This window comes from Bacillota bacterium, from assembly GCA_023511835.1.
GTDB lineage: Bacteria > Bacillota > Sulfobacillia > JAIMAT01 > JAIMAT01 > JAIMAT01.
Genome location: JAIMAT010000076.1, coordinates 1 through 9,406, shown reverse-complemented (window position 1 = coordinate 9,406; position 9,406 = coordinate 1). Strand labels below are relative to the sequence as shown.

The following is a 9,406-nucleotide window of genomic DNA, read 5'->3' as shown; positions in this document are numbered from 1 at the left end:
GGGGGTCAACCTCTGGGCCTGGGGCCGGGCGACCCTGCACCTCCGGCCGGGCGCCGGCGCAAGCCTCGGCGGGCGGCTCGCCCGCCTCCTCCCGGGCGCTCGCCGCCCGCCGGAATCCGAGCTCTACCGGCTGGCCTGGCTGGGCGGGGCGCCGGGCATCCTCCTGGCGCTCCGCCGTCCCGGCGCCGGCGGTGCTGGCACGCGCCTGGTGCGCCTGGTCTCGGCCGCGCTGGCCGTGGAGGGGCTCCTCCTGCTCCTCCTGCTGCGGCCCGCCCTCGCCGCCCGCCTGGGGGAGGGGCTGGGGCTCCTGGCCAGCGGGCTGGGCGCCGACTTGCAGCTCGCAGGCCACCTGCTCCGGCTCCACCTGGGCCTCCGTTGACCGCCCCTCGGGCGCGCTAGCGGCTCGCCGCGAACGGCACCACGCGCTCGGAGTCGGCGGCGGCCAGGGCGGTGGCGGCGTCGGCCGCCCAGACCCAGGCCGACCGCCCGGGCCCGTCCCAGCGGAGGATCACGCCCGCGCCCGACGGGGCCAGCCGCGCCACTCCGCCTCCGGCCAGGCGGACCTCCGTCTGGGCCGCCCCGGGCGAGGGCTCGGGCGCCAGCGCCGCCGGCTGGCTGGCGGCGCCCACCACGAGCAGGAGGCGGCCCTGGGCCACGCGCGGGTCGTTGGCGGGGAGCGGCTCCGGGGTGGCCCAGAGCTCCACCGAGTAGCCGCCGGGCGCGGCGCTCACCCGGACGGAGGTGCTCATGCCCGCCGGAGGCGCCGGCACGCGGCCGGGCAGGGCGACGGGGATGCGCGTCGCCAGGAGGCTCCAGAGGGCGGGGAGCCAGGCGGCGGAGGGTGCGTCCGGGGGTGTCCGGTCGATGACGGAGAAGTCCACACCCTCGCTGTAGCGGCTGGCGGCGTTCCAGAGCAGGAAAGAGCGGAGGCCGCCGGCCGCCAGCGCCTCCAGCTCCGCCTCCACCTCGCGCGCGCCGTAGCGCCGCCCGCCCAGATCGAAGTCCTGGATCCAGGGGCGCTGGACCTCCCGCGGCAGGTCGGCCGTCCTCGCCTCGGCCGCGGCCACGCTCCGCCGGACGACGTCGTAGGGGCGCGCGGCCGGGTCGGCGATGCCGAAGAGGCCCGGCCCGTAAAGCGACGGGTAGTCCATGGGCGAGACGACGTCGACCGCGTGCGCCACCTCCTGGTAGTTCTGCCCGATGGAGCTGTCGTCGCCCACCACCGCGCTGATGGCCACCACGTCGGCCGAGACCGGCACCCCGGCCGCGGCCCTGATCTCCCGGCGCGCCGCGGCCAGGAAGCCCGTCACCGCCCGGACGCGCTCGGCTTCGGGGCGCCGCGCGGCGGGCGGCATCCCCTGAGGGTAGCGCACCTCGTCGAACTGGATCTCGTCGAAGCCCAGCCGCGCCGCCGCCACGCCGATGGCGATGTTGTACGCCCACGCCTGCCGGTTGGCCGGGTCGAGCCAGGCGATGCCCTGGGCGTCGGTCCACGGCCGGCCGTCCGGGCGGATCGCCCACTCCGGCCGCCGTGCCGCCGCCCACGGATCGGCGAAGGAGACGACGCGGCCGATGACGTAGAGTCCCTCGCCGTGGAGGCGCCGCAGGAGCGCCGCGGGGTCGGCGATGCGCCGGCTGTCGGCTCCCAGCGCCTCGGCGGCGGTGCCCGGCAGGGGAAAGCTGAGCCTGCCCGAGGCGTCCTTGACGTCCAGGACCACGGCGTTGAGGCCGTTCCGGTGCAAGTAGTCCAGGAGGGCCTGGAGGCGGGCGGGGTCGGCGGCCACCGAGCTGTTCAGGTAGAGCCCGCGCACCACCGCCGGCGCCGGGCGCCGGCCGCCCGCCGGCAGGGAGGGCGCGCCGCCGCCGCCCGCCGCGCTGCCGGCCCCGGCACCCGCTCCGGCTCCGGTCGCCCGGTGGGGGCTCGTCGCGGCGGCCGGGCTCCCGCCCGCCACTTCCCGGCCGGCGGGCTCGCCGCGCGACCCCGCCAGCCGGGAACAACCCGCGGCAAGAGGCGCGGCGACCAGGAGGGCGAGGAGGAGAGGGAGAAGCGTCTTGCGGACGGCCGGGCGGCGACCGCGGAGCGGTCCGGGGCATGAGCGCATGTCGGGGGCCTCCTGCGTCGGCTTGGGCGGCAGGCGGCCGGCGGACGGCCACCGGCCCCTGCACCACTCTACAGGTTTGGAGACGTCGCCGCGCGCCGAAGGTTGCATCGCGGCCGCCGCGCCCCGGGGGAGGGGCCGGCGCCCGGGGACGGAGGTGGAGGCGACTGGAGGGGGAACGCGAAGGGCCGGAGGCGCCGGGTCCCCTGCCGGAGCCGGGCTTCTTCGACCGGCCGGCGGTGGAGCTGGCCCCGGCGCTGCTCGGCCTGGAGCTGGTCCACGAGAGCCCGGAGGGCCTGGCCTCGGGCCTGGTCGTGGAGGTGGAGGCCTACGCGGGTCCCGAGGACCGCGCCGCCCACTCCTGGGGAGGACGGCGGACGGCGCGGACCGAGGTCATGTTCGGACCGCCCGGCCACGCCTACATCTTCTCCGTCTACGGCATGCACTGGTGCTTCAACGTGGTGGCGGGCCCGGGGAACAAGCCGGAGGCGGTGCTGGTGAGGGCGCTGGAACCGCTCCGGGGGCTCGATCTGATGCGCCGGCGGAGAAGGGCGCCCCTCCCCGCCGCCTCCGGGCCGGCCGCCGAGCGCGCGCTCACCGCCGGGCCGGGGCGCCTCTGCCAGGCGCTGGCCATCACCGGCGCGCAGTACGGCTTGCCCCTCTGGCGGCCGGAGTCACCGCTCCGCCTCCACCGCGGGCGGGCGCCCGTGCCGGCCGAGCGCATCGCCACGGGCGTCCGCGTGGGCATCGACTACGCGGGCGAGTGGCGCCTGCGCCCCTGGCGTTTCTGGATCCGTGACAACCCGTACGTCAGCGGCCTCCCGACCGCGCAGAAGGCGAGCGCCGGCGGGCGGGCGGCCCGGCGTTGAGCCTCGGGAAGGGAGGGCGAGGGCGCTGGAGTCGGCAGAGCCGGCCGGACTTCGGGTGGAGGGCCTCAGAAAGTCCTTCGGCCCCGTCCGGGCGGTGCGCGAAGTGAGCTTCCAGGTGCCCGCCGGCACCGCCTTCGGCATCATCGGGCCCAACGGAGCCGGCAAGACCACCACCCTGCGCATCGTGCCGAACATCCTCTCCCCCGACGCCGGCCGCGTCCTCTTCCGCGGGCGGCCGGCGGGGGAGCTGCCCGCGCGCCTCCTGGGCTACCTGCCCGAGGAGCACGGGCTCTACCCGCGCATGCGCGTGCGCGAGCAGCTCCTCTTCTTCGGCGAGCTGGCCGGCCTTCCCCGGGCCGAGGCGCTCCGGCGCGCCGACGCCTGGATCGACCGTCTCGGCCTGGGGCCCTGGGCGGAGAAGCCCGCGCAGGCGCTCTCCAAGGGCAACGCCCAGAAGGCGCAGCTGGCGGCCGCGCTCCTGCACGAGCCCGAGCTGATCGTCCTGGACGAGCCCTTCGCCGGCCTGGACCCGGTCAACGTCGACCTCCTCAAGGGGGTCATCCGCGAGCAGGTGGAGGCGGGGCGGACGCTCCTCTTCTCCAGCCACCGCATGGAGCACGTGGAGGAGCTCTGCCAGGGCGTCTGCCTCATCGCCGGCGGACGCTCCATCCTCTCCGGCCCCGTCGCCCGGGTGAAGGCGGCGGACGGCCGCCGGACGCTCCGCCTGGCCTTCGCCGAGGAGGGCGAGGGGGGCGGGGGCCGGGCCGCGGACGGTCGCTACGAGGCGCTGGCGGCCGACCTGGGGCTCTCCGTGGCCCGGCGGGGCGCCGACTACTGGGAGTATCTCTTCCCGCCCGGGCGGCCGCTGGAGCCCGGACCGCTGCTGGAGCGCGTCCGCGGCTTCGGCACCCCGGTTCGCTTCGAGATCGGGCTTCCCAGCCTGGAGCGCATCTACATCGACCGGGTGGAGGAGGCGAGCCGGCGGGCCGGGGAGCCCGCGGCCGACGGGGGGGTCGTCCGCACATGAACGCCTTCCGGGTGCTGGCGCGGCGGGAGTTCCTGGAGGCGGTCCGCTCCACCAGCTACCGCGTCACCACCGTCCTCTCCCTGCTGGTGGTGGTGGCGCTGGCCTTTCTGCCCGGGCTGCTCGCCTCCCTGCAGGAGGGCCGCCCGCAGACCGTGGCCCTCCTCGACCAGGGGACGGGGCTGGGGCCGGCCGTGGAGCGGCTGGCACGGGCGGAGCCGTCGCCGCGGCTGCGCCTGGTGCCCTGGACTGGCCCGGCGGAGGAGGCGCAGGTGGAGGCGGCCCTCCGTCGCGGCAACGTGGCCGGCCTCCTCTGGCTGCGGCCCGCGGCGGGCCCCGAGGCGGTCGAGGCCCGCTACTTCAGCCGCCAGAGCCAGCCGGCCACGCTGGCCGCCCTCTCGGCCGCCGTCAACCAGGCGGCCCTGCCGCTCCGCCTGGAGCGGGCGGGCATCTCGCCCTCGGCCTTCCGGGCGGCCACGGCGCCGCTCCGGGTGCGGGCGGTGACGCTGGCGCCGGCGCCGCGCGCGGCGGAGCTGCTGGTGACGCAGGGGCTGGGGTACTTCCTGATGCTCTTTCTGTACGTCGCGCTGGTCATGTTCGGCGCCCGCGTCTTCTACGGCGTGACCACCGAGAAGACGTCGCGCATCGCCGAGGTGCTCCTGGTGGCGGCGCGGGCCGACGCCCTCCTCCTCTCCAAGCTGGTCGGCCTCGGGGCGGCCGGGCTCCTCCAGTTCCTGCTCATGGCGGCCGCCGGCCTGGCCGTGGGCCGGCTCCGTCCCGGCCCCTCGCCGCTGGGCGGCCTGCGGCTCTCGGCCGTGCCGGCGGAGGTCTGGCTCTGGTTCGTGCTCTTCTTCCTGGTGGGATTCCTGATGTACTCGGCGCTCTACGCCGCCATGGGCTCCATGGTCAGCCGGCCGGAGGAGGCGCAGAACGCCTCGAGCCTGCCCACGCTGGTGCCGGTGGCCGCCTACCTGGTGGCGCTGGCGGCGGTGGTCGACCCGGGCGGCCGGCTGGCCACCGCCGCCTCCTTCGTCCCCTTCCTGACGCCCATGATCATGTTCGTCCGCGTGGTGACGCTCCGGCCGCCCCTCTGGCAGCCGCTCCTGGGGCTGGCGCTCAACGCCGCCCTCCTGGTGCTTCTGCTGCGCTGGGCGGCGCGCGTCTACCGCGACAACCTGCTGGTGCAGGAGCCCTTCTCCCTCAGGCGGGTCTTCCGCCCGCGCGCGCGTCCCGCCGGCTGAGCGCCTCGGCGTTGACGCAGTGGAGCGGCAGCTCGCCCCGCTCCACGCGGCGGAGGTTCTCGACCACCGCGGCGGCGATGTCGGCCTGCGATTCCTCCGTCACCCCGGCGATGTGCGGGGTCAGAAAGAGCCGCGGCGCCCCGCGCAGGGGGTCGTCGGGGGGAAGAGGCTCGCGCTCGAAGACGTCCAGCGCCGCCCCGCCCAGCCGGCCGGAGCGGAGCGCCTCCGCCAGCGCCGCCCCGTCCACCAGGCCGCCGCGGCCGGCGTTGACCAGGACGGCCTCCCGCTTCATGCGCTCAAGCCGCTCCCGGCCGAAGAGATGGTGCGTCTCGGGCGTGAGCGGAAGGCAGAGAAAGACGAAGTCCATCTCCGGCAGCAGGCGGTCCAGGTCGGCCGGCCCGCCCAGCTCCTCCAGCCCCAGCGCCGCCGCCTCGCCCCCACCGGCGGCGCCGCGCCGGCGCACGGCCCAGACGCGCAGCCCCAGCGCCCGCAGCTTGGGGGCCAGCCGCGCGCCGATGCCGCCCAGGCCGACCACCAGCGCCTTCTTGCCCGCCAGCAGCCGGCCCACCGGCCCTCCCCAGCCGGCCGGCCCGCCGTCCAGGTTGGCCCGCGCCTCCTCCAGCCGCCGCGCCGTCGCCAGGGCGCCCAGGAGCATCCACTCCGCCACCGACTCCGCGTTCCCCGTCCCGGCCGTGGGCACGTTGGCCACAGGGACGCCGCGGCGGGTGCAGGCGGCCACGTCCACCGTGTCCAGCCCCGCGCCCCACTGCTGGACGAGGCGCAGGCCGCGCGCGGCGGCCAGCACCGCCTCGTCCACCGGCGACATGCCGGGGATGATGACGTCGGCGCCGCCCGTCCGGGCCAGCGTCTCGGCCAGGCGCCCGGGCTCGCTGGCCGCCACCTCCACGCCCGGCAGGAGCCGGGGCAGCCGCTCGAAGAGATCGCCGAAACGCCGCTGGCCCACCACCACGCGCACCGCCGACCGCCTCCCTCCCCGGGCGGGGTGCGGGCACCGGCCCGCCCCGCCCGCCGCTCCCGGATCCCTCTCCCGCTCAGTCCGCCTCGCCCAGGTACCGCTCGAACCACTCGCGGATGACGCGCAGGCGGTGGACGCGGTGCCAGGGCCGCCCCTGGCGGCTCAGCCCGTGGCTCTCGCCGGGGTACTGGAACATCTCGCTCTCCACGCCCTGCACCTGCAGCGAGGCGAAGAGCTGCTGGCCCTGCTCCAGCGGGCAGCGGTAGTCCTCCTCGCTGTGCAGGACCAGGGTGGGCGTCCGCACGCGGCCGGCGTAGGTGATGGGCGACTGCTCGCGATAGCGCTCCGGCGCCTCCCAGGGCTTCCCGCCGAAGACCTCGTCCCAGCGGAAGCCGGAGTCGGAGGTGCCGAAGAAGCTCTGCATGTTGTTGAGCGCGCGCATGGAGACGGCCGCGCGGAAGCGGTCGGTGTGGCCCACCACCCAGCTGGTCATGAAGCCGCCGTAGCTGCCCCCCGCGATGCCCAGCTGCTCCGGGTCGATCCAGGGGTAGCGCTCCAGCGCCGCCTCCACCAGCGCCATCACGTCGGCGTAGTCGTGCTCGCCCCAGTGGCCGCGGATGTCGGCGGTAAACGCCTCGCCGTAGCCCTGGCTGCCGCGCGGGTTGGTGTAGAGGACGGCGAAACCGGCGGCGGCCAGCACCTGGAACTCGAAGAAGAACTCGCTGGTGTACATCATCTGCGGCCCGCCGTGCACCTCCACCACGGCCGGGTAGCGGGCGCCCTCGCGCCAGTCCAGCGGGCGGAGGAGCCAGCCGTCCAGCTCCGGCCCGCCCGGCGAGCGGAAGGTGAAGCGCTCCGGGAGGACCGTCCGCCGCCGGCCGAGAAGGGCCTCCGAGGCGCGCGTCCGCCGCCGCAGGGGGAGGCCGCGGCCCGGCCCCGCCGGCTCCAGCAGCCCCTCCAGCGCCTCCGCGCCCCGCCCCGCCGGCAGGAGGCCGGCCTCACCCAGCTCGGCCACGTAGACGTCGCCGGGGTTCTCGGCCGTCCCCACCGTCAGCGCCAGCCGCCCGCTGGCCGGGTCGAAGCTTCCGTCGAAGGCGACCAGGTCGCCCGAGGTCAGCCGCTCCACCACCGCCCCCTCGCCCGAGGCCAGCGCACCGGCCACATCGACGCGAAAGAGGTGGGTCGTCCCGTTGGCCGAGGCCGGAAGGAGGAGCTGGCGGCCGTCGGCCGTCCAGGTGGGGAGGAAGCCCTCCCCGGCGAAGCGCATGTCCACCACCGAGGCGTCCTCCAGCGAGCGGGCGAAGCCGCGCGTCAGCGAGCGGCGGACCGACTCGTCCGGCTCTCCGCGCGCCCAGGCCTCCAGGTCGACCACGTAGAGCTGCATGTCGGTGTACCAGCCGCGCTCGCGCTCGTGCCCCAGGTAGGCGAGCCGGCGTCCGTCGGGCGAGAAGGCCGGATGGGCCGCGACGCCCCGCGAGGGCGTCAGCTTCTTCGGCTCGCCCTCGCCGCCGGCCGGGAAGAGCCAGAGATCGGTGAAGCGCGCCAGGTCCGAGCGCTCGACGCGCGCCGCCACCACGGCCAGCGTGGAGCCGTCGGGCGACCAGGCGGGCATGGCGTGGTCGTACGGGCCGGAGGTCACCGCGAGCGGTCGCGGCAGCGGCTCGCCCAGCGCCGCCGCCAGGCGCGCCTCCAACGCGTCGAGGACGAAGACCTGCAGGAAGCGGTCCTCCAGGTAGCCGACGCCGTCGATGCGGTAGAGCGCGCGCGTATGGTGGCGGACGTCGGCGTTGAAGCGGCGGTAGAGCCGCTCGTTCTCCTCCAGCCCCTCCCCGCCGTCCGCCTTCTCCCCCAGGAAGCGCGGCCCGGAGGCGGGAACCCGCGCCACGAAGGCGATCCGGCGCGCGTCCGGCGCCCAGACGAAACCCTCGATGCCGCCGCGCAGGTCGGTGAGGCGGACCGCCTCGCCGCCCCCGGCCGGCATCAGGTAGAGCTGGCTGCCCAGCGGCTTGAGCGGGCGCCCCTCGGCGTCCAGGCCGTCCTCTTTGCCCTTCTCCGCCTCGCGGTCGGAGAGGAAGGCCAGCCAGCGCCCGTCGGGCGACCAGCGCGGGTGGAAGTCGCGCCCCGGCCCGGCGGTCAGCGGCTCGGCCTCGCCGCCCTCGAAGGGCAGGCGGAAGATGCGCGAGCGGTAGCGGTTCTCCTCCTTCTCCACCACGGTGCGGACGAAGGCGACGGCGGCGCCGCCGGGAGCGATCTGCGCGTCGCCCAGGAACTCGAAGTCGACGAGGTCGGTTTCGCGAAAGGCTTCCCGGTCCGCTCGGGCGTTCAAGGCGATGCCATGCCTCCTTCCGGTTTCCGGACGTGCAAAGTCATACCGCAGGCGGCAGGCGACCGGCAACAAAAAGGGAGGGGCCGCCCGGCCCCTCCCTCGCGGCCGGCGTCGGCCCCCCGCCTCAGCGGTAGCTCTCGATCAGCTGGCGGACGCGCTCCTTCTCCGCCTCCAGCTCCTCCACCGTGCGCAGCGCGATGGGTTTCGCCTCCAGGAAGCCGGGCAGCCGCTCCTCCAGCGAGAGCGTCTCGTCGTCGCGGTAGACGACGCCCGTCACCAGCTCGTCGGTCTCCAGCAGCTTGCGCAGCGCCCAGGCGCGGTCGTTGGCGCGGTATTCCGGATCCTGCTCCAGGTCGACCAGCGACTTGCGGTAGAAGTCGTAGGTGTTGATCCGGTTGAAGGTGACGCACGGGCTGATGGCGTTGACGAAGCTGAAGCCCTTGTGCCGGATGGCTTCCTCGATGATCCGCGTCAGCTGGCGCGGGTTGCCGGAGAAACCCTGCGCGACGAAGGTGGCGCCGGCGCTGATGGCCAGCGAGAGCGGGTGGACCTGCTGCTCCACGTTGCCCCAGGGCGAGGCCTTGCTCTTGGCCCCGGGGTCGCTGGTGGGCGAGTTCTGCCCCTTGGTCAACCCGTAGATGTGGTTGTCCATCACGATGTAGGTGACGTCCGGGTTCCGCCGCACCGCGTGGGCGAAGTGGCTCATGCCGATGGCGAAGGCGTCGCCGTCGCCGCCGGCGGCGATGACCGTCAGCGTCGGGTTGGCCAGCTTCAGCCCCAGCGCCGCGGGCAGCGTGCGGCCGTGCGTCACGTGCAGGTTGTACGAGTTGACGTAGTTGCCGATCTTGCCCGAGCAGCCGATGCCGGCCAC

8 protein-coding genes are annotated in these 9,406 nt (G+C 75.8%); 4 read left to right on the top strand and 4 right to left on the bottom strand.

The features are described 5' to 3' along the window. The coding region (locus tag K6U79_09590; GenBank protein ID MCL6522603.1) for a hypothetical protein at positions 1-379 on the top strand (379 nt) is incomplete at its 5' end. Positions 380-395: 16 nt separating this feature from the next. Here K6U79_09590 and K6U79_09585 read toward each other — a convergent pair. After that, positions 396-2,102, bottom strand: a complete 1,707-nt coding sequence (locus K6U79_09585) for a putative glycoside hydrolase (protein ID MCL6522602.1) — start codon at positions 2,100-2,102, stop codon at positions 396-398. Between K6U79_09585 and K6U79_09580 the strand changes: the two genes are divergently transcribed. Genes K6U79_09580 through K6U79_09570 form a run of 3 tightly spaced genes read left to right on the top strand, consistent with a single transcriptional unit; the run spans position 2,093 to position 5,233 of the window. Continuing rightward, a complete protein-coding gene (locus K6U79_09580) occupies positions 2,093-2,968 on the top strand; it encodes a DNA-3-methyladenine glycosylase (protein ID MCL6522601.1) in 876 nt (291 codons plus the stop codon). The two genes, K6U79_09585 and K6U79_09580, sit on opposite strands and share 10 nt — an antisense overlap. Before the next feature lie 55 nt (positions 2,969-3,023). After that, positions 3,024-3,995, top strand: a complete 972-nt coding sequence (locus K6U79_09575; protein ID MCL6522600.1) for an ATP-binding cassette domain-containing protein — start codon at positions 3,024-3,026, stop codon at positions 3,993-3,995. Beyond that, on the top strand, positions 3,992-5,233 hold the full coding sequence (locus K6U79_09570) for an ABC transporter permease (GenBank protein ID MCL6522599.1): 1,242 nt from the start codon (positions 3,992-3,994) through the stop codon (positions 5,231-5,233). The genes K6U79_09575 and K6U79_09570 overlap by 4 nt, the downstream gene beginning before the upstream one ends. Here K6U79_09570 and K6U79_09565 read toward each other — a convergent pair. The 3 genes from K6U79_09565 to K6U79_09555 all read right to left on the bottom strand — a co-directional run. Beyond that, positions 5,193-6,209 carry a 2-hydroxyacid dehydrogenase gene (locus K6U79_09565; protein MCL6522598.1) on the bottom strand — a complete coding sequence of 339 codons (1,017 nt, stop codon included), beginning with the start codon at positions 6,207-6,209 and terminating at the stop codon, positions 5,193-5,195. The genes K6U79_09570 and K6U79_09565 overlap by 41 nt on opposite strands. Before the next feature lie 76 nt (positions 6,210-6,285). After that, positions 6,286-8,535, bottom strand: a complete 2,250-nt coding sequence (locus K6U79_09560; GenBank protein ID MCL6522597.1) for a S9 family peptidase — start codon at positions 8,533-8,535, stop codon at positions 6,286-6,288. Between the two features lie 124 nt (positions 8,536-8,659). Next, positions 8,660-9,406, bottom strand: a 747-nt coding sequence (locus K6U79_09555) for a 2-oxoacid:ferredoxin oxidoreductase subunit beta (GenBank protein MCL6522596.1), incomplete at its 5' end; no start/stop codon positions are given.